Source organism: Streptomyces sp. DSM 118878, from assembly GCF_052936595.1.
On record NZ_CP193622.1, the window covers coordinates 1,601,539 to 1,620,649 of the forward strand.

The following is a 19,111-nucleotide window of genomic DNA, read 5'->3' on the forward strand; positions in this document are numbered from 1 at the left end:
CTCCTCGGGAGTCGGGGTGTGCGGCGGGATCAGGGAGTACGTGATCGGTACCGGGTTCCACGACAGTGCCGGATCAGTCATGCCGAACCGCGGACGCCGGATCAGTCATGCCGACCCGCGGACGCCGGAGCAGCCGTGCGGAACGGCGGACGCCACCGCACGGGGCCGCCCCGCCGCTCCTCCCCAGACGCTGCCACCGCACGGGCCGCGGCGCGAGTGCTGAATGGGCCTACTGGTGGCCCTTGACGGCCCTGAGGACCACGAACTTCGGGTCGCTCGCGACGACCTCCGCGTTGCCGAAGAGCTTGCGGAGCCTGATGTGGTAGCCGAGGTGGCGGTTGCCGACGACCCACAGCTCGCCGCCGGGCCGCAGGGCGGCACGGGCCCCGCCGAACATCCGCCGGGCGGTCGCGTCGGTCGTGGCCTGGTGGCTGTGGAAGGGCGGGTTGTTCAGTACGAGGTCCACCGTCTCCGCCGGTACCGCCGTGAGGGCGTCGCCCGCCATGAACTCCGCCTTGGCGCCGTCGGCCGCGTTGGCCCGGAAGGTGGCCTCCGCGGACGCCACGGCCTGGAACGACTCGTCGACGAAGGTGACCGCGGCGTCGGGCTCGGCGACGGAGGCGGCCGTGCCGAGCACGCCGTTGCCGCAGCCCAGGTCCACGACGTGGGCGCCGGCGCGGGCGCGCGGCAGGTGCTTGAGGAAGAACCGGGTGCCGATGTCGAGGCGGTCGGCGCAGAAGATCCCGGCGTGGTCGACGGCGGTCAGGCCCGCGCCCGCCCCGGCGTCGCCGTCCAGGACGTGACTCCGCGGCCAGGGGCTCGGCGCCGGCGTGCGTGCCGGGTCGGGCGTGCTGAAGATGAGCCGCGCCTTCTGGCGGGCCAGTGACGTCCTGGTCGGCCCGACGATCCGCTCGAAGAGTTCGAGCGTCGAGGTGTGGATCTCGGTGACCATGCCGGTGCCGACGACGACCGTGCCCTCGTGCAGGGCGGGCGCGAGCCGGTGGAGCTGGTCCTCCAGGAGCGCGAGGCTCTTGGGCACCCGCACCAGGAGTACGTCGATGCGCGGCGGCGGGGCGTCGCGGGTCGTCAGGAGCCGTGCCGCGTCCCGCCCGTGCCCCGCCCTGGCGAGGTTGGCGCGGGTCGCCTGCTGGGCGAGGAAGGAGTCGGTGATCTGCACCACCGCGCGCGCGTGCCCCGCGAGTGCGGTCGTCAGCGCGCCCCAGCGGTCACCGAGGACGGCCACGGTGCCGTCCAGGCCGACGGCCGCCGCCCCTTCTTCCTCCCCTGCCAGGTGCCGCAGGAGATAGGCGTCGGCGGCCGACCAGGCGCGCAACTGGTCCCGGGAGTCCTCCGGGAAGCGGGTGAGGTCGTACGCGCCCCATGACGTGCTCAAACGGTTCATCGTGCTCTCAGGCTAACGGAGGGCCGCGCCGGTGCTGACAGCGTCATCGCTCGGGGGCTCGAACCAGGTCGGTCCTTCCGCGAGCGCCTGCTTGATGCGGGAGAGCGAGAACTCGTGCAGGTCGGGCAGCGCGTCCACGGCGAACCAGGCGACGTCGAGGGACTCGTCGTCGTTGACGCACGCCTCGCCGCCGACGGCACGGCAGCGCAGGGTGATGTCCATGTACTGGCAGGTGTCGCCGTTGGGGTAGGTGACGGGTGGGAGCGCCTGCACCAGGACCACCCGCTCGGGCACGCAGTGCACCGCCGTCTCCTCGTACACCTCGCGGACCGCGCACTCGGCCGGCTGCTCACCGGGCTCCGGGATGCCGCCGATCACCGACCACCTGCCGTTGTCGGAGCGCCGGCCGAGCAGGACTCTGCCCTCGTCGTCGAAGACGATGGCGGTGACCCCGGGGAGCCACAGGAGCTGCTGGCCGGCGTCGGCCCGGATGGCGCGGATGAAGTCAGGAGTAGCCATGGCTCGACCCTAACGGGGGACGGCCACCGCCCACGCCGCCTGTGGACAGGTCACGGGGCCGCGGGGCGCCGCGCCCGTACGGCCGAGGTCACGGCCCGGCCGAGGCCGCCCGCGGCGATCAGCACGAGGATGCCCTCGGGGAGTACACCGAGGCGGGTGGCCGGGGTGCGGGAGGAGCGCAGCGGCACCTCCTCGACGAGCGAGTCGGCGGTGTACCACGTCGTCTTCGCCTTCACCGTGCCGTCCGGCATGATGACGGCGCTCACGCCGCTGGTCACCGGGACGGCGACGGCGCGGCTGTGCTCGACCGCGCGGACGCGGCTCATGGCGAGCTGCTGGTAGGTCATCTCGCTGCGGTCGAACGTCGCGTTGTTGCTGGGCACCGAGATGAGCTGGGCGCCGTGGGTCACGGTGTCGCGCACCGCCCAGTCGAAGGCGGCCTCGTAACAGGTCGCGAGGCCCACCTCGGCGCCCGCCATGCTGAACACGCCGGGCTCGCCGCCCCGGCTGAAGTCCTGGCGGACCCGGTCGGCGTCGCTGCTGAACACGCTGATGAGGCCGCGCAGCGGGATGTACTCGCCGAAGGGCTGGATCTGCCGCTTGTCGTAGGTGTCCGTGGGGCCCTTCTCGGGGTCCCACAGGATCTGCTCGTTGTAGAGCTTGCCGCCCTTGGTCTCGACGACGCCGCCCACGGAGACCGGCGCCCCGATGGCCTCGACGGCGTCCTCGATCTCGCGGCGCGCGTCGGGGTTGGTGAAGGGGTCGATGTCGGAGGAGTTCTCCGGCCACAGGACGAGGTCGGGCTGCCGGGCCTTCCCCGCCTTGACGGCGGCGGCCAGGCGTTCGGTCTCGCGCACGTGGTGGTCGAGGACGGCGCGGCGCTGCGCGTTGAAGCCGAGGCCCGCGCGCGGGACGTTGCCCTGGACCGCGGCGATGGTCGTGGTGCCGTCCTCCGCGTCGTTGCTGACCAGCGGACGGGCGGCGAAAGCGCCGGCGACGGGGATCAGGACGCTGAGCAGGGCGACCGCCGCCGCGCCGCGCCGCACCTCGCCGGGGCCGCGGGCTTCGCGGGCCTGCCGGACGACTGCGTGGAGCCCGTAGCCGCACAGGACGACCGCGAAGCCGAGCACGGGCGTGCCGCCGAGCGCGGCGAGCGGCAGGAACACGCCGTCCGCCTGGCCGAAGGCGATCTTCCCCCAGGGGAAACCGCTGAAGGGCACACGCGCGCGTGCCGCCTCTCCCGCGATCCACAGGGCGGCCGCCCAGAGCGGGTATCCCGGCAGCCGCGAGAGCGCCGCCGTGCCCGCGCCGACCAGGGCCACGAAGACCGCTTCGACGGCGGCGAGCGCCAGCCACGGGCCCGGGCCCACCTCGACGCCGGTCCAGACGAGCAGGGGCAGCAGGAAGCCGAGGCCGAAGAGGTAGCCGAGGCCGAGGCCCGCCTTCCACGTGCGGCCGTGCAGACACCAGGCGAGGACCGCGAAGGCGGGGAGCGCGAGCCACCAGAGCGTGCGGGGCGGGAAGCTGACGTAGAGCAGCACTCCGGAGAGGGCCGCCGCGGCGGCGGGCACGAGCCGCCGCAGGACGCGCACGGCACGGGGGTCCCGCGCGGGCTGCGGATCGAGCTGTTCCGGCTCGTCGACGGGGGTGGTGGTGGCGGTCACCCGGGGAGTCTACGGCGCGTCACCGGGACGCCGACAGCTCGGTCCGCGGGGCGACGGACCCCTGGCCTCGGCAGTATCGTTCCCGCCCAACCGTCTGCGGGCTTCGGTCATCGGGCTTCGGTCTTCGGTCTTCGGTCTCGGAGCGTCCGGTGTCAGAGCGCCGTGTCCCGGCGTCGGAGGCGCTGTCTGATCACGCGGACCGCCGACTCCGCGTCGTCCACGGTCACCGTGAACTTGTGGCCGTCCCCCAGGCGCAGCACCAGCGCCTCGCCGCGTCGTACGACGACGGCGGTGCCCTTCTCCGGGCGCCAGCGGTAGCCCCAGCCGCCCCACTGCCGCGGCGTGACGGCGGGCACGAAGTCGGCGCCGACGACATGGGAGAGCGGGATGTGGCGGCGCGGCAGGCCGAGATGACCGCAGCGCACCTCAAGGCAGTCGTCGTCGACCTTGACGGCGACATGGACGAAGGCGAGCGTCCCGAAGAGGATCAGGAGTCCGGCGGCGATGCAGCCCACCACCGACATGACCAGGGCCGCGATGCCCGAGGTCCACATGGATTCGACCGCGATCACGATGCCGAGCGCCAGGCAGGCGGCGCCTCCGCAGGCGAGCAGCCACTGCACGCGGTTGGTCGCGCGACCGGTCCATACCGCCGGCGGGCTGCCGGAGTCGGCTCGCTCGTCGCGCTCCTCTTCGGCTGGGTCCTTCATGCCTTCGAGACTACTCAGATTCCCCCGAGACACCACCGCGTCACCGTGCGTGAGCACCGGAGCGCGTTCAGGGGCGGGAGCGGCAGCGCTCGGGAGGGTTCTCAGTGGGCGGGGCTGACCGCCGTGAGCAGGCGCCCTTCGGCGTACGTGAGTGCCGCCCCCGGCAGCCGCTCCTCGCGCCCGCTGAGCAGGACGGTGAGCAGGGGAGCAGCCCCGGCCGGGCCCGCGGGACCGGATCCCGGGAGCCGGCCGATCCTGCGCAGGGCCTGCGCGGCGACCGCCCCGGCCGAACCGTGCAGGACGAGGGGCGCCCGGTCCGGCTGCTGAACGGCGGCGCGGATGCGCTCCGCGACCAGCTCGTAATGGGTGCAGCCCAGGACGACGGCCCTTACGTCGGGCGGGGTGAGGGCAGCGGCGGCGGCGATCGTCTCGTCGATGGCCTGCTCGTCCGCGTACTGCACGGCGTCGGCGAGACCCGGGCAGGGCACCTCGGTGACGTCGGCGTCGTGGGCGAACCGCTGGATGAGGTCGCGCTGGTAGGGACTGCCGGTGGTGGCGGGCGTGGCCCAGATGGCGACCCGGCCGCCCCCCGCGGCGGCGGGCTTGATCGCTGGTACGGTCCCGATCACCGGGATCAGCGGCTCCAGGCGGGCCCGCAGCGCGGGCAGCGCGTGCACGGAGGCCGTGTTGCAGGCCACGATCAGCGCCTCGGGGCGGTGCGCGGCCGCGGCCTCGGCGACGGCGAGGGCGCGGCCGGTGAGGTCCTGCGGGGTGCGCGGGCCCCACGGCATGCCGTCGGGGTCCGAGGAGAGCACGAGATCGGCGTCGGGCCGCAGGCGCCGCACCGCGGCCGCCGCGGCGAGCAGTCCGATTCCGGAGTCCATGAGCGCGATCTTCACCCGGTCACCATAGTCGATCGCCCTCCCAGGGCCCGGCCCGTGGGGCAGACTTCGTCGGATGAGCGCCCTCGCGTGGATCGCCGCCGGATCGCTTGCCGCATGGCTGTGGCTGCTGTTGGGGCAGGGCTTCTTCTGGCGCACGGACGTGCGTCTGCCGCCGCGCCGGGAGCCCGCCGAGTGGCCGTCGGTCTGTGTCGTCGTGCCCGCGCGGGACGAGGCGGCCGTCCTGCCCGAGAGCCTGCCCTCGCTGCTCGCGCAGGACTATCCCGGGCGGGGGGAGGTCTTCCTCGTCGACGACGGCAGCACCGACGGCACGGGCGACCTCGCCCGGGACCTCGCCGAGCGGCACGGCGGGCTGCCGCTGACCGTCGCCTCGCCCGGTGAGCCGCCGGCCGGGTGGACCGGCAAACTCTGGGCCGTGCGCCACGGCATCGCCCTGGCCCGCGCCCGCGAACCGGAGTACCTGCTCCTGACGGACGCGGACATCGCGCACGCTCCCGACTCCCTGCGGGAGTTGGTGGCCGCCTCGCACGCGGGCGGTTTCGACCTGGTCTCGCAGATGGCGCGGCTGCGGGTGGAGAGCGCCTGGGAGCGCCTGGTGGTCCCGGCGTTCGTCTACTTCTTCGCGCAGCTCTACCCCTTCCGGTGGATCGGCCGAAGGGGCGCGCGTACGTCGGCGGCGGCGGGCGGCTGTGTCCTGCTGCGCGCCGACGCCGCCGAGCGGGCGCGGATTCCCGACGCCATCCGGCACGCGGTGATCGACGACGTGGCGCTCGCGCGGGCGGTGCGCCGCTCGGGGGGCCACATCTGGCTGGGCCTCGCCGAACGCGTCGACAGCGTGCGCCCCTATCCGCGCCTCGCCGACCTGTGGCGCATGGTGTCGCGGAGCGCGTACGCCCAACTGCGGCACAGTCCGCTGCTGCTCGCCGGGACCGTGGCGGGCCTGGCCCTGGTCTATCTGGCGCCGCCGCTCGCCCTGCTCGCGGGCGCGGCCACCGGGGACCTGCCGGCCGCGGTGGCGGGCGGCCTCGCCTGGCTGGTGATGACCGCGACCTACCTGCCGATGCTCGGCTACTACCGGCAGCCGCCGTGGCTCGCCCTGTCGCTGCCCTGGACCGCTTTTCTGTACCTCCTGATGACCGTGGACTCGGCGGTGCGGCACTACAGGGGGCGCGGCGCCGCCTGGAAGGGCCGTACGTACGCGCGTCCCGAGCCGGCTCCCGAGCAGCGCTGAGCGGTCAGGGCCCGTACCGGGCGGGCGCTCACTTCCTGCCCGGCGTCCAGTTCATGCCCCAGCCGTAGGCGCGGTCGATGGTGCGCTGCGGGCTCACGCCGCGCTCGGGCACGAGGTACTGGGCCTCGCGCTGTACGACGAGGTCGCCGCCGGTGTTGGTGAGCAGGGCCAGCGCGCACACCGTCGAGGGCACCGTGCACTCGTCGAGCGAGAAGTCCACCGCGGCGCCGTGCTGCGGCTGGAGGGTGACCGTGGCATTGAGGTCGGCGAAGCTGCGCGCGCCCGCGTAGATGGTCACGAAGATGACGATGCGGCGGAAGTCCTTGATGTGGTCGAGGTTGATGGTGAGGTTCTCGCCCGTATCGACCGCGCCGGTGCGGTCGTCGCCGTCGAGGAGCAGGTACGGGGGCTGGTGCAGCGACCCGAAGGCGTTGCCCAGCGCCTGGACGACGCCCTTGCGGCCGTCGGTGAGTTCGTAGAGCGCGCAGAGGTCCAGGTCCAGGTCGGCGTGCATGGCGACGGCTCTGCCGAGCTTCGCGCCCCATCCCTTGAACTGTTTGCGGGTCTGCCAGTTGAGGTTCACGCGCATGGAGCCCGATGTGCCGCCCTGCTTCGTCAGGGAGACCGAAGGGGCGTCCTTGGTCAGTGTGACCTTGGTGAGACGGACGGGTTCGGCGGGCGGCGCGGTCTGCGGGGCGGGAGCGGTCTGCGGGGCGGGAGCGGTCTGCGGGGCGGGAGCGGCGGGAGTTGCGGGAGCAGCAGGAGCAGCGGGAGTGGCGGTCTGGGGCGGCTGGTCCACCGTGATCCCGTAGTCCGTGGCGAGGCCTTCGAGGCCGCTGTCGTACCCCTGGCCCACGGCGCGGAACTTCCACGCGCCTTGGCGCCGGTAGAGCTCGCCGAGGACGAAGGCCCTCTCCACGGTGGCGTCCGCGCTGTCGTAGCGCGCGATCTCCGTGCCGCCCGTCGCGTCGAGCACCCGGACGTACAGGCCGGGCACCTGCCCGAACGTGCCGGCGTCGGCCGACGCGGCGATCACCACCCGCTCCACGGCGGGCTCCACGCGCGCGAGGTCGACGGTCAGGACATCGGTGACGCCGCCGCCCGCGCGCTGCTTGCCCTCGTGCCGCACGGCGCCGGAGGAATGCTCGGGCGCGTTGTAGAAGACGAAGTCCGCGTCGGAGCGCACCTTCCCGGAAGACGCCAACAACAGTGCGGACGCGTCGACATCGGGCACACCGGCACCCGAGCCCCACCCCAATTCGATGCGCACGGCGGGTGCCGGCACGGGAACATTCGATCCTTTAGGCATTGTCATGTCCGCCCCCATCGTAAGTGGCCGTGTCCGGCAGGGCCGCCGATTCCGTTCCCGGCCCAACCTATTACCCGGAGCCCCGGGAGGCCCACGCCCGTGCCACGCGCCTCCTCCGTCACCGCCGAAACGACCGCGGGTAACCCGCCGGGAACTCGGCTCTTACATGATCAGTACGTCATCCGACGACCGATTTTCCCAAGTTCGCTCGGATTGGGGATCCGTCGCCACTGCCGACACGGAAAACAACCCTCTTATCGGTCTCCCCAATCAGCACATCAAGGGCTTAACTTATGAAGCATGACCTCCCCCCGCTCCACCTATGGCGGCGGTTACTACTCCGCGCCGTCCTTCCCGGACACTCCGATCTACGACTCCCTCGTCGCAGAGCGGGGCACTCCTCAGATCGCCCCGATCCGGGTTCCCTCCGCGTACGACACGGGCAGCCACAGCCATCTGCCCGCACTCCCGGCCGCGCTGCCCGCCCTGCCGGCCGCCCCTTCCCACCACCAGAACCCCGCGTACGGCTATCCGCAGCCCCAGCAGCACGCCCCGCTGCAACAGGCTCCGGCGCCGTACATCCCGCAGCAGACCGCGGGCCCGCGCGGGTATCCGGGGGCCCAGCAGCAGCGCCCCGCCCCCGGCACGGGGTACGAGGCGATGCGCCCCGCGCAGCCCCGTCCGGCCCCCGGTCCGTACGAGGACCCGTACAACCGTCCCTATCGCGGGTACTGACCGACCGCGGGCATTCCTGTCGGTGGCTGCTGGCAGGATGTCCGCATGTCGAATCCAGCCTTGCGGTCGATCCACGTCCACCCGCTGAAGGCGGCTCAGGGACACGCACCGCGTGAGGCCGTCGTGGAGCCCTGGGGGCTCGTGGGGGACCATCGCTGGATGCTGGTCGACGGTGACGGGCGGTTCGTGTCCCAGCGGCCGTATCCGCGCATGGCGATGGTCGCCGCCGAACCTCTGCCGGGCGGCGGCATCCGCGTGTCCGCGCCCGGCCGCAGGACGCTCATGGCGGCGGTGCCGGAGCAGCGCGAGACGGTGCGGGTGGAGGTCGGGCGGGACGAGGTCGAGGCGGTGCCCGCCGACGCCGCCGCGCACGCCTGGTTCAGCGCCCACCTCGGCATGGACGTGCGGCTCGTCCACCTCGACGCCCCCGCCACGCGCCGCCCGATCGATCCGGCGTACGGCGGGGAAGGCGAGACCGTCAGCTTCGCGGACGGCTCTCCGCTGCTGCTCACCGCCTCGTCCTCGCTGGACGCCCTCAATTCGCTGATCGCCCAGGGGGATCACGCCGACGAGGGACCGCTGCCGATGAACCGCTTCCGGCCCAATGTCGTCGTGGACGGCACCCCGCCCTGGGCCGAGGACGACTGGAAGCGCGTCGCCATCGGCGGCGTCGTCTTCCGGGTCACGAAGAAGTGCGGGCGCTGCGTCGTGACGACGACCGACCAGAACACCGGGGAGCGCGGCAAGGAGCCGCTGCGCACGCTCGCCCACCACCGCCGCTTCGGCGACCTGCTCGTCTTCGGGCAGAACCTGGTGCCGGAAACGACCGGGCGGATCCGCGCCGGAGACACGTTCGAGATCCTCGAATGACCGGCATCACGGTGGGAACTCGACGGCGGGGCACGGACGGACCCTCGCGGGCCGGCTTCCCGCGGGTGATGTCGCTCTCTCTTCTCGCCGCCCGCGCGTGAGCCGTAGCCGTGCCCGTCACCGGTGATGACGGACGCGTAAGGGGGTGCAGGGCGGTGCGAGCGGTCGTCGGGCTCTGGCGTTGGCGGCACAATCCGGTGCGCCGCGGGACCGACCTGCTGGAGTCGTGGGTGGCCTTCGCCGCTCTGGTGCTGATCGTCGCCGCCGCCCCCGTCGTCGGCGTGGTCACCACGGAGTTGACCCGGGACACCCTCCTCGCCTCGGTGCGTGAGCAGCACGAGGCCCGCCATGCCGTCGTCGGCACGGTCGTGCGGAAGCTCTCCGCTCCCCCGCTCGACCCCGATCCCGAGACCTCCTCGGCCCGCGACGCTCACAGCCGCGTCCTCGCGCGCTGGACGGGCCCGGACGGCACCGGCCGCTCCGGCGTCGTCGTCGCCGACCTCGACGCCCCGGGCCCCGGCGACCACTTCAGGCTGTGGACCGACGAGCGCGGCCGGGTGGTCGGGCGCCCGCTGGACACCGCGACCGCGACCACGCACGCCGTGCTCGCCGGATTCGGCGCGGCCTCGGCGGGCGTCGGGCTCATAGAGGGCACCCGCAGGCTCGTCCTCTGGCGCATCGCGCGGGGGCGTTATGCCCGATGGGACCAGGCTTGGGACAGGGCGGGACCCGACTGGGGCAGGACCGGCACCGGCTCCTGAACCCCCACGGGGGCGGCCCGTGCAGGTGAGAGCCTGGCGTTCGGGTCAACTGGCCCTGCGCACGCGCGCTACGGTGGACCGGCCGAACTCTTCGGCTCCTTGCGCATCGAGACGGCACATCGACGCAGGATCCCGCGTACGACGAGGTGGGGGCAGAGCAACTCCATGGCACAGGGCACGGTCCAGGTGACGCACACCGGCACGTCGCGGTGGCGGCGCCGCACCGGCGAATACGCCTCGCTCGCCGCTGCCTTGGAGGCCGCCGGCGACGGGGACATATTGACCGTCGCCGCGGGCACCTACCGCGAGAACCTCGTGGTCCAGCGCGCGGTGACGCTGCGCGGCCCGGACAGCGCGCCCGGTTCCGTGCGCATCGCGCCGCCCGACGGCGTGCCGCTCACGGTCCGCGCCTCCGCCACCGTGCAGGACCTGCACATCGAGGGGCAGGACTCCTCCGCGCCCGCGCTGCTCGTCGAGGACGGTGCCCCTGAGCTGACCGGCATCCGCGTGGTGACCCGCTCCGCCGCCGGCATCGAGGTGCGCGGCGGCGCCCGCCCGACGGTGCGCCGCTGCACGGTCGACAACCCCGGCGGCATCGGCATCGCCGTGCTCGACGACGGCGGCGGTGTCTTCGAGGAGTGCGAGATCGTCGCGGCGGGCCAGTCCGGCGTGGCGGTGCGCGGCGGCGGACACCCCCGCCTGGAGCGCTGCCGCGTGCACCACGCCTCGGGCGCCGGGCTCTCGGTGACCGGCGAGAACAGCGGCCTGGAGGCGATCGGCTGCGAGGTGTACGAGGTCAAGGGCTCGGGCGTGCAGGTCACCGCGCGGGCCGCGGCGCACCTGACCGACTGCGACGTGCACCGCACCACGTCCGACGGCGTCACGCTCGACACGGACGCCGTGCTGACCCTCGCCGACTGCCGCATCCACGACATCCCGGAGAACGCGGTCGACCTGCGCTCGCGCTCCGTGCTGACCCTGACCCGCTCCACGGTGAGCCGGTTCGGGCGCAACGGCCTCTCGGTGTGGGACCCCGGCACGCGCGTGGACGCCAACCAGTGCGAGATCCACGACAGTACGGGCGACTATCCGGCGGTCTGGGTCAGCGACGGCGCGACCGCCGTCCTGGAGTCGTGCCGGGTGCACGACGTGCCGGACGCGCTGTTCGTCCTGGACCGCGGCTCCCGCGCGGACGTCGTCGACAGTGACATCAGCCAGGTGCGCAACACGGCGGTGTCGGTGAGCGACGGCGCGACCGCGGAGCTCGACGACTGCCGCATCCGCGAGGCCGCCACGGGCGCGTGGTTCCGCGACCACGGCAGCGGCGGCACCCTCGCGAACTGCACGGTCGACGGCGTCCAGACCGGCGTGATCATCACCAAGGGCGCCGACCCCGCCGTCGAACGGTGCACGGTCACCTCGCCCGCCGAGGCGGGTTTCTACGTATCGGCGGGCGGCCGTGGCACCCTCCAGGGCTGCCGGGTCAGCGGCAGCGGGGGCTACGGCTTCCACGTCATCGACGGCTGCCGTACGACGCTGCGCAAGTGCCGCACGGAGCGGTGCGCGCGCGGCGGCTTCGAGTTCTCCGAGGAGGGCCCGCTCGTCGAGGACTGCGCGAGCGACGAGAGCGGGGGGCTGCGTACGCCGACGGCCACGGCTGCGGCGCCGGAGCCGCCCGCCGTGCGCACGGCCACGCAGACGACGGGGCTGCTCGGCTCCGTCCCCGCCCAGCAGACCACGCCGCCCCCGGCTCCGGAGCAGGCCGTCCGCGCCTCGAAGGAAGTGCTCGGCGAGCTCGACGCCCTGGTCGGCCTGGACAGCGTCAAGCGCGAGGTGCGGGCGCTCACCGACATGATCGAGGTCGGCCGGCGCAGGCAGCTTGCCGGTCTGAAGGCCGCGTCCGTCCGCCGCCATCTGGTCTTCACCGGCTCACCCGGCACCGGCAAGACGACCGTCGCCCGGCTCTACGGCGAGATCCTCGCCTCGCTCGGCGTCCTGGAGAGCGGCCACCTCGTCGAGGTGTCCCGGGTGGACCTGGTGGGTGAGCACATCGGTTCGACGGCGATCCGCACCCAGGAGGCCTTCGACCGGGCGCGCGGCGGTGTGCTGTTCATCGACGAGGCGTACGCGCTCTCCCCCGAGGACTCCGGGCGCGACTTCGGCCGCGAGGCCATCGACACGCTCGTGAAGCTGATGGAGGACCACCGCGAGGCCGTCGTCGTGATCGTCGCGGGCTACACCGAGGAGATGCGGCGCTTCCTCACCGTCAACCCCGGCGTGGCCTCCCGCTTCTCACGCACCATCACCTTCGGCGACTACGCGCCCGAGGAGCTGCTCCGGATCGTGGAGCAGCAGGCGGAGGAGCACGAGTACAGCCTGGGCACGGGCGCCTCCGAGGCGCTCCTGAAGTACTTCACGGCCCTGCCGAAGGGGCCCGGGTTCGGCAACGGCCGCACCGCGCGGCAGACCTTCGAGGCGATGGTGGAGCGGCACGCCGGCCGCGTCGCCCAGGTGCCCGATCCGAGCACGGACGAGCTCACCCTGCTGTATCCGGAGGATCTGCCGGAGCTGGTGTGACCGCTTCGGCGGCCGCGGGCCGCGGTGCCGGCACGGCCGCCTTCAGGCGCGCGAGGAGCCGTGCGCGCTCCTCGGCGAAGGCGGGGTCGGCCTGGTAGTCGCCGTGGCCCCGTATCGGCGCCGGGAGCGGATGGGCGTCCGTACGCCCGTAGGCCAGGGGATCCTTGAGGGCCGCGCGGTCGACCTGGGGGCCGCAGTCGCCGTGCAGGTTGATGGGACCGCCGATCGGGTCGGTGGCGCGGTGCAGATTGCGCCAGCAGTCGACCTCGCGGTGCAGGGACGACAGGGCCGCGGGGCCGAAGTGGGCGGGGAACCAGCGGCCGTAGAGGCGCTCCAGGGGTGAGCCGTAGGTCAGCAGGGCGACGCGCTTGCGCACGGAGGGGCGGAGCTGCCAGGCGGCCGCCGCGGCCAGGACGCTGCCCTGCGAGTGCCCGGAGATGACGAGGCGGCCGCCCGTGGCGCTGGTCGCGCGCGTCCAGGCCGCCATGCGCCAGGTCAGGTCGGGGACCGCGCGCTCGGCGTAGCAGGGCGGGGCGAAGGGGTGGGCGGCCCGGGGCCAGAACGTGCCGACGTCCCAGAGGATGCCGATGGTGCGGCGGGCGGACGCGTCCTTGTAGGCCCGGCGGCCCCAGGTGACGAACAGTATGAAACCGAAGCCGATCAGCCAGGACCCGAGCGCCTGCGAGGTCTCCGCCGCGCCCTCCACGACGTCGGGCATCCCCTGGGCGGCCTTGGCCGGTACCTTCCCGGTGAGCCGGGCGCCGACGATGGCGCCCGCGCCGAGCAGCAGCGTCACGGCCGAGATGACGCCGACGACGAGGGGGGCGCGGTCGGTGAGGGCGGCTCGCGCGCGCGTGGCCGCGATGCGGCGGGTGCGCGCCGGGTCCCTGGGCTCGCCGGGGTAGTCGAGCGGCACCTGCGCCTGCTCGCGGCGCTTGCGGCGGACGGTCTGCGCGCCGAGCCAGGCGCAGAGCACCGCGACGACGACGATCAGCGGCGGGATCACGGACGCCTGCCAGGTGAGCAGGACGGGCGGCCCCGCTATCGAGCCGTGGGTGCCGTCGAGCCAGTCGGCCACGCGCTGGGCGCCGCCGCCGGACATCACCCCGCCGAGCGCGCAGGAGAGCATGGCGACCGCGGGTCCCGCGAGGCCGCGGATGGCGGTGCGGGAGCTGGGCGATGAGCGGTACAGGGCGTGCGCGACCGCGGCGAGGCAGATGACGAGGATTCCCTGGACCAGCGCGATGCCGCCGAACGTGGCGTCGCCCGGCAGCCTGCCCGCGGACCGCCAGCCGGGGCGTGAGACGCCCGCGTAGAGCAGGGTGAGGACGAGGACGGCGAGCGCGGCCTGGGGCAGGCGCCGGACCAGGACCCTGTCGAGCCTGCGGTCGAGCCGGTTCTCGCTGCGCCCCCTGCGGCACACCACCCACACGACGACGATGCCGCCCACGACGAGCACGGCTTCCAGGACCCAGCCGAGGGTGTCGAGCAGGGCGGGGCCGCCGGGGCGGCGGTCGTGCCGCGCGGCCGCGGCGCCGACGGCGGCGGCGACGGTGAGCAGCCCGGCGGCCGTGTGCGCGGCGCGCAGCCGGGCGACGAGGCGGCGGCCGTACCAGAAGCCGGGCCTGGCGAGCGCGGAGCGGTGGGTCTCCTCCTCCGGGTCGGGCTGGTGGGGCAGTGGCCGCTGGGACTCGTAGGCGCTCCAGGTGCGGTGGGAGAGGTACCAGAGCAGGCCGGTGAGCGCGGCGGGCGCCAGGGCGGCGAGGGCGAGCCGGCGGCCCGGCTGCGACCACCAGCCGCCGTGCCCCGCCCCGTCGGTCGCGAGGAAGCCGAGCCAGGCGCGGTCGGCGGAGCACGCGGGGGTGCCCGCGCACTGCCAGGCGGTGAGGTCGAGCGCGACCTCGCAGGCGGCGGCGGTCAGGAGCACCGTGAGGGTGAGGCCGATCAGCCGTACCAGGAGGCCGTAGGTACGCACGAGCCGTCGGCGGCGGCGCGAGGTGGGGCGCATCCAGTGGGCGAGGTTGACCACCATGAAGGGCAGCAGCAGGAGCCACAGGGCGCGCGAGCCGTTGCCGGAGGTGAGGTTGCACCACACGTACGCCTCGGGCACCGGTTTGCCGCGGTAGTCGTCGGGGCGCCGCTCGGCGTCGGCGTCCTCGGTGCGGCGGAAGACGGCCGCCGTCTCGTCGCCGGAGATCCGCACGGTCCGCGGATCGTCGAGCATGTCCTGTGGTGTGGTGCCGCCGACCCCGTGCACCAGGAGTTCCAGGGCGGTCTCGTCCTTCGTCGCACGGTCCACTGTTCGGCATCCCCCGAGAAGAGCGTGGTGAGGGGGCAAGGATCTCGGCTGAGGAGCCGGTGCGCACCCTCCGTCACTGAATCTCCCCCGTACGAGCGGCCGGGAACCACAAGGCGGGCGGTGGCCCGCCTGTCACAGGCGCGTGCGAGGATGATGCGCAGCGCGCCGCAGGGGCGTGGCGGGTGTGACGAGGCAGAAGGCCGGGGCCTGGCGTGAGTGAGAATCAGAACCTCCTCGCCGAGCAGCGCCGTGCCCTCATCCTCGACGAGGTGCGCCGCAGGGGCGGTGTCCGCGTCAATGAGCTGACCCGCAAGCTCGGTGTCTCCGACATGACGGTCCGCCGTGATCTGGACGCGCTGTCCCGGCAGGGCGTCCTGGAGAAGGTCCACGGCGGCGCGGTGCCGGTGGTCGAGGCGAGCACGCACGAGCCGGGCTTCGAGGCGAAGTCCGGCCTTGAGCTGAGCGCCAAGGAGGACATCGCGCGGACGGCGGCGTCCCTGGTGGCCCCGGGTTCGGCGATCGCGCTGTCCGGCGGCACGACGACGTACGCGCTGGCGCACCACCTCCTGGACGTGCCGGATCTGACGGTGGTGACCAACTCCGTGCGGGTGGCGGACGTCTTCCACTCCGCGCAGCGCAGTTCCGGACAGCGCGGTTCCGGGCAGCGGCAGGGCGCGGCCACGGTGGTGCTGACCGGCGGGGTGCGCACTCCCTCGGACTCGCTGGTCGGTCCGGTCGCGGACCAGGCGATCGGGGCGCTCCACTTCGACGTGCTCTTCCTCGGTGTGCACGGCATATCGGCGGAGGCCGGCCTGTCGACGCCGAACCTGGCCGAGGCGGAGACGAACCGGCGCCTTGTGCAGTCCGCGCGGCGCGTGATCGTGGTCGCGGACCACACCAAGTGGGGGACGGTGGGGCTGAGTTCGTTCGCCGCGCTCTCGCAGGTCGACACGTTGGTGACGGACGCGGGGCTGCCGGCGGACGCGCGCGCGGAGATCTCCGAGGAGCTGCGCAGGCTCGTGGTCGCGGGCGAGCCCGAGGCCGTGGAAGGACCCGCGGACAACTGACGGCCCGCCAGCTATGGTGACCGTGCCCGGTCAACCCGCCCGTTCTCCTGGGGGCAGCGTTCGATGGCACGCCGTCTGAAGCCCGTGAAGCTCGACTTCGCCGAGTCCGCACCGCTGCGCCTGGTCTTCGCGCGCGAGGTGAGCGCGGAGCCGGCGGCGGTCCACCGGGCGCTGGCCGACGACCTGACCGACTGGCCGAGGTGGTTCACCGCGGTCACCCTGTGCCGCCCGGTCGACGGCGGCAAGGGCCGTGAAGTGCGCCTCAAGGGCGGCACCCGCTTCCGTGAGACGATCCTCGCCGCCGAGGCCCCGTTTCGCTACGCCTATCGCGTCGACGAGACGAACGCGCCGGGCCCCCGCGCCCTCATGGAGGAGTGGCTGCTCAGCCCGGCGGTGACCGGCACCCGTGTTCAGTGGACCGTCGCGGCGGACGGCCCCGCTCCGTTCCGCTTCCTGCTGAGGGCCGGCCGCGCCGGTCTTGGCCGGTCCTTCCGCGACGCCGTGACGAACCTGGACCGCCGGCTCACGGCGACCGCGGAGCCGGACCGCGGCTAGGGCCTACCGCCACTCCCCCGTGGCCAGCAGGGTCTCGATCGCCGCCGCGTACGGCGTGATGTCCAGGCTCTGTTCGGCCAGCCACGCGTCCGAGTAGTACTTGTCCAGGTAGCGGTCGCCGGGGTCGCAGAGCAGCGTCACCACGCTGCCTTGGCGGCCCTCGGCGACCATCTCGGCGACGATCTTCAGGGCGCTCCACAGGCCGGTGCCGGTCGAGCCGCCCGCCTTGCGGCCGATGGCGGCTTCCAGGGCGCGCACCGCCGCGACGGACGCCGCGTCCGGCACCTTCATCATGCGGTCGATCGCGCCGGGCACGAAGCTGGGCTCCATGCGGGGGCGGCCGATGCCCTCGATGCGGGAGCCGCAGTCGCTCGTCGCGTCCGGGTCGTTCTTCGTCCAGCCGTCGAAGAAGCAGGAGTTCTCCGGGTCGGCGACGCAGATGCGGGTGTCGTGCTGCATGTAGTGGACGTAGCGCGCGAGGGTGGCCGATGTGCCGCCGGTGCCCGCCGTGGCGACGATCCACGCGGGCTCCGGGTAGCGTTCGAGACGGAGCTGCTGGTAGATCGATTCGGCGATGTTGTTGTTGCCGCGCCAGTCGGTGGCCCGTTCCGCGTAGGTGAACTGGTCCATGTAGTGGCCGCCGGTCTCGACGGCGAGGGCCGCCGACTCGGCGTACATCGTGCGCGAATCGTCGACGAAGTGGCACCGGCCGCCGTGGAACTCGATCAGGCGGCACTTCTCGGCGCTGGTCGTGCGCGGCATCACCGCGATGAAGGGCACCCCGATGAGCTTCGCGAAGTACGCCTCGGAGACGGCCGTCGAGCCGCTGGAGGCCTCGATGACCGGGCGGCCCGGCCTGATCCAGCCGTTGCAGAGGCCGTAGAGGAACAGCGAGCGCGCCAGGCGGTGCTTGAGGCTGCCGGTCGGGTGCGTGGACTCGTCCTTGAGGTACAGGTCGATGCCCCACCGCTCGGGCAGCGGGAAGCGCAGCAGGTGGGTGTCGGCCGAGCGGTTCGCGTCGGCCTGGACCTTCCGGACGGCTTCTTTCAGCCAGTCGCGGTACTCCGCGTCGCTGTGGTCGACGTCGAGCGTCGGCATCGGCCCGTCGGCTCGAAATTGCTGTGGGGTGTCCACCGCGGGGCTCCTTCGCGTCGTGCCGGACGCGATTCGACGCGGCCGTACACCTCGATCTTAAACACCCCTCGCACGCTTCTCACCTGCATAAACATGCCTTTGAGCACCTCAAAGGCACTGCTGGCCCAGCCGATGGCAACGGGCTCGGCGGGCGGCCGGGGCGCCGCGTCGACGGCGTTTCCCGACGTCTCCAATGCGCACTGGTGCTCGACGCCCACGGCGGGCAGACTGCACGTCACGGACATGGCCCGGACGGGAGTGCGGGACACTGTCCCGGGCGGGAGTACGGGACACTGTCCCGGACGGAGCGATGTCACCGAAGCGCGCGAGGGGGCTTATGTCATGGCTGAGCCGGAGTTCACGGCGACGGGTGTGCGGATCGGTCGGCGCCTGCGCTCCCTCACGCGCGCGGGACAGGTCCGGATCGCCGACGGCAGGCTGGAGTTGCTCACCAGTTACGGCACGGAGATCGACAGCGCTCCGGTGCAGGCCGTACGGGCGGGCAAACCCTGGTTCGCCTCGGAGGACCGCGCCCTGGCCGAGGTGAACGGCATCCGTTACCGACTCACTCTCGGCGGGCGCGAACCGGCCCCCGGCCAGGCCGGGCCCCCGACCGTGCGCAGGTTCATCGAGGCGGTACGCGGCGCCGCGGGACGGCGTGCACGAAGCTGAACGGTCCGCACCGGGCCGAACGGACTCCATCCGCCCGCGCGAGTTGCACGCCCGTTCCCCCTGGGTCACTCTGGTCTCACATCACTCTGGGTTTACCGGCGATGACGCTGCGAACCAGCCCGCCGCCGGCACGCAGTAGGCGGCAGACCAAGCGGCCACCTGCTGGATCCGAACGACGCCTTCTTCCGGACCTCAATTCGGGGAGTCGCAGCCGTGATCAGCAAACCAAGCAGGCATTGCACGGTGGAGCTTCAGGCCCTGCCGTCGCGGATCCGCCAGGTCCGCCGCATCATCTCCGCGCAACTGCGGTACTGGCATCTCGACCCCTTGATCGACCAGGCCGCACTCGGCGTGACCGAGCTGCTGACCAACGTCCACCGGCATGCCGAACCGGACAAGGGCTGCACCGTGGAGATCGAGCTGCTCCTCGAACGGCTCACCGTCTCCGTCCACGACCACGATCCCCGGCTGCCCGTGTTCCACGAGGCGGAGCCCATGGCGACCTGTGGCCGCGGCCTCGCGATGGTCGCGGCGGTGAGCGAGAGCTGGGGCGCGCGCCCGCAGGGGGAGTCGGGAAAAGTCGTGTGGTTCACGATCCCCGCCCCCGATCCCGCGGCGCCCGTCCCCCTTCGCCCCGTGTACGGGATGACCGAGAAGACTCCCGCCCGGTCGGCCGTTGCCGGCTGACCGGGCGGTGATCGTCC

At 73.2% G+C, this 19,111-nt stretch carries 17 protein-coding genes; 9 read left to right on the forward strand and 8 right to left on the reverse strand.

Translation table 11 applies throughout. The features are described from left to right. Positions 1-229 precede the first annotated feature (229 nt). The 5 genes from ACRAKF_RS06625 to ACRAKF_RS06645 form a co-directional block, all read right to left on the reverse strand. Positions 230-1,402 carry a methyltransferase gene (locus ACRAKF_RS06625; RefSeq protein ID WP_447035949.1) on the reverse strand — a complete coding sequence of 391 codons (1,173 nt, stop codon included), beginning with the start codon at positions 1,400-1,402 and terminating at the stop codon, positions 230-232. Between the two features lie 12 nt (positions 1,403-1,414). Continuing rightward, positions 1,415-1,921 (reverse strand): NUDIX hydrolase, encoded by a 507-nt coding sequence (locus ACRAKF_RS06630; RefSeq protein ID WP_447035951.1) that lies wholly within the window; start codon positions 1,919-1,921, stop codon positions 1,415-1,417. A gap of 50 nt (positions 1,922-1,971) precedes the next feature. Next, complete coding sequence (lnt, locus tag ACRAKF_RS06635; protein ID WP_447035953.1) at positions 1,972-3,585, reverse strand: apolipoprotein N-acyltransferase; 1,614 nt, start codon at positions 3,583-3,585, stop codon at positions 1,972-1,974. Between the two features lie 152 nt (positions 3,586-3,737). Next, on the reverse strand, positions 3,738-4,295 hold the full coding sequence (locus ACRAKF_RS06640) for a hypothetical protein (protein ID WP_447035954.1): 558 nt from the start codon (positions 4,293-4,295) through the stop codon (positions 3,738-3,740). Positions 4,296-4,396: 101 nt separating this feature from the next. Then, positions 4,397-5,194, reverse strand: coding sequence for a glutamate racemase (locus ACRAKF_RS06645; RefSeq protein WP_447035955.1), 798 nt, complete (start codon positions 5,192-5,194; stop codon positions 4,397-4,399). A gap of 58 nt (positions 5,195-5,252) precedes the next feature. Between ACRAKF_RS06645 and ACRAKF_RS06650 the strand changes: the two genes are divergently transcribed. Then, entirely contained in the window at positions 5,253-6,428 is a 1,176-nt protein-coding gene (locus ACRAKF_RS06650; RefSeq protein ID WP_447035957.1) for a glycosyltransferase, read from the forward strand. Positions 6,429-6,456: 28 nt separating this feature from the next. On the opposite strand, the gene ACRAKF_RS06655 is transcribed toward ACRAKF_RS06650, so the two are convergent. Next, positions 6,457-7,755: a TerD family protein gene (locus ACRAKF_RS06655; protein WP_447035958.1), complete on the reverse strand. Its 1,299-nt coding sequence runs from the start codon at positions 7,753-7,755 to the stop codon at positions 6,457-6,459. A gap of 282 nt (positions 7,756-8,037) precedes the next feature. Between ACRAKF_RS06655 and ACRAKF_RS06660 the strand changes: the two genes are divergently transcribed. From ACRAKF_RS06660 to ACRAKF_RS06675, 4 genes are all read left to right on the forward strand, one after another. Further along, on the forward strand, positions 8,038-8,472 hold the full coding sequence (locus ACRAKF_RS06660; protein WP_447035959.1) for a DUF6643 family protein: 435 nt from the start codon (positions 8,038-8,040) through the stop codon (positions 8,470-8,472). Positions 8,473-8,517: 45 nt separating this feature from the next. Beyond that, entirely contained in the window at positions 8,518-9,342 is an 825-nt protein-coding gene (locus ACRAKF_RS06665; RefSeq protein ID WP_447035961.1) for an MOSC domain-containing protein, read from the forward strand. A gap of 155 nt (positions 9,343-9,497) precedes the next feature. Beyond that, positions 9,498-10,103: an Rv1733c family protein gene (locus tag ACRAKF_RS06670; protein WP_447035962.1), complete on the forward strand. Its 606-nt coding sequence runs from the start codon at positions 9,498-9,500 to the stop codon at positions 10,101-10,103. Positions 10,104-10,268: 165 nt separating this feature from the next. After that, positions 10,269-12,680: a right-handed parallel beta-helix repeat-containing protein gene (locus ACRAKF_RS06675; RefSeq protein ID WP_447035963.1), complete on the forward strand. Its 2,412-nt coding sequence runs from the start codon at positions 10,269-10,271 to the stop codon at positions 12,678-12,680. On the opposite strand, the gene ACRAKF_RS06680 is transcribed toward ACRAKF_RS06675, so the two are convergent. Then, positions 12,640-14,904: a hypothetical protein gene (locus ACRAKF_RS06680; RefSeq protein WP_447041845.1), complete on the reverse strand. Its 2,265-nt coding sequence runs from the start codon at positions 14,902-14,904 to the stop codon at positions 12,640-12,642. The two genes, ACRAKF_RS06675 and ACRAKF_RS06680, sit on opposite strands and share 41 nt — an antisense overlap. Positions 14,905-15,191: 287 nt before the next feature. Here ACRAKF_RS06680 and ACRAKF_RS06685 point away from each other — a divergent pair, with 287 nt between their 5' ends. Then, positions 15,192-16,046 carry a DeoR/GlpR family DNA-binding transcription regulator gene (locus tag ACRAKF_RS06685; RefSeq protein ID WP_447035964.1) on the forward strand — a complete coding sequence of 285 codons (855 nt, stop codon included), beginning with the start codon at positions 15,192-15,194 and terminating at the stop codon, positions 16,044-16,046. Positions 16,047-16,109: 63 nt separating this feature from the next. Next, on the forward strand, positions 16,110-16,601 hold the full coding sequence (locus ACRAKF_RS06690; protein ID WP_447035965.1) for an SRPBCC family protein: 492 nt from the start codon (positions 16,110-16,112) through the stop codon (positions 16,599-16,601). A gap of 3 nt (positions 16,602-16,604) precedes the next feature. Here the strand turns inward: ACRAKF_RS06690 and ACRAKF_RS06695 are convergent, their stop codons facing one another. Then, positions 16,605-17,699, reverse strand: coding sequence for a PLP-dependent cysteine synthase family protein (locus tag ACRAKF_RS06695; protein ID WP_447041847.1), 1,095 nt, complete (start codon positions 17,697-17,699; stop codon positions 16,605-16,607). Between the two features lie 378 nt (positions 17,700-18,077). On the opposite strand from ACRAKF_RS06695, the gene ACRAKF_RS06700 reads away from it, so the two are divergent. Beyond that, on the forward strand, positions 18,078-18,407 hold the full coding sequence (locus tag ACRAKF_RS06700; RefSeq protein WP_447035966.1) for a hypothetical protein: 330 nt from the start codon (positions 18,078-18,080) through the stop codon (positions 18,405-18,407). Between the two features lie 213 nt (positions 18,408-18,620). After that, positions 18,621-19,094 carry an ATP-binding protein gene (locus ACRAKF_RS06705; protein ID WP_447035967.1) on the forward strand — a complete coding sequence of 158 codons (474 nt, stop codon included), beginning with the start codon at positions 18,621-18,623 and terminating at the stop codon, positions 19,092-19,094. Positions 19,095-19,111: the final 17 nt, after the last annotated feature.